Genomic DNA, 779 nt, shown 5'->3' with positions numbered 1-779 from the left:
TCTCTTTGATGACTGCAATGTCCGCGCCATGCTCGCCTACTTCCGTGACGGCAACCTGCACGAGATGAAGCACTGGTTTTATTTGTCGTCCAAAGCCAGGATCATGTGGGTTCATGAAACCCTAAGCCCCATCAGCGCCGAAGATTTATTGTGGGTGCTGGCCAGCGACAACGAAGAGTTGATTGCATGGTGGCGTGGCAATCGCCAATATTACGACCCGCCAACCCGACCAGATAAAAAAACCGTCGTCAATACGGACGAATTCGCCCGCTTACAATTAATTCGAGCGCTCAGCCAAGACTGGGATGCCTTGGCCAAGGATTGTCAGCGCGCTTTGGCGCAGCCCGAGTTGTTCAAACGGGGATTGCGACCCCGCTTAGGGAAATTTCAATTCTGGCTGTCTTTGGCAACCGGCGACCAAGACGGGATGCGGGCGTATTTGCTGGAACTTTGCGCACCCAAGCAGAGGAGCCGCTATTATCAGTTTGAATCGGGCCTCTCAAATAACTTCATCGCCTCCTTCGCCACGCTGTACGCCAAGCTGGCTTGGCGCGCTGGCTACGAGTTGGAGCTGGATACGCCCTGGATTCCAAAAGATTGGCTGCCGGTCCAACCCCTGGCACAGTACGAAGCGCCTTGGCCCTTCATGCAGGGCTTTGACATCTGGCAGCCGTTTGAGGAACCGTATGCGGCGCTTTCGCCGCAGCGGCCCGCTTGATGTTGCTGGCTCAGCGCCACCGCACACGTCGCCCCAGGCTGCGCGCCTTGGCCGACCGCGC

The 779-nt window shown here is 57.3% G+C and carries 1 protein-coding gene; it reads left to right on the top strand.

What is annotated here, in order from left to right; translation table 11 throughout:
* Nucleotides 1-718: Imm49 family immunity protein (locus SRAH_RS11615; protein WP_206741114.1), on the top strand; the 718-nt coding region annotated here is incomplete at its 5' end.
* Nucleotides 719-779: the final 61 nt, after the last annotated feature.

The sequence above is a fragment of the Serpentinimonas barnesii genome, assembly GCF_000696225.1.
GTDB lineage: Bacteria > Pseudomonadota > Gammaproteobacteria > Burkholderiales > Burkholderiaceae_C > Serpentinimonas > Serpentinimonas barnesii.
Note: the sequence above shows the minus strand (reverse complement) of the source record. Positions and strands in the feature narration are given on the sequence as shown.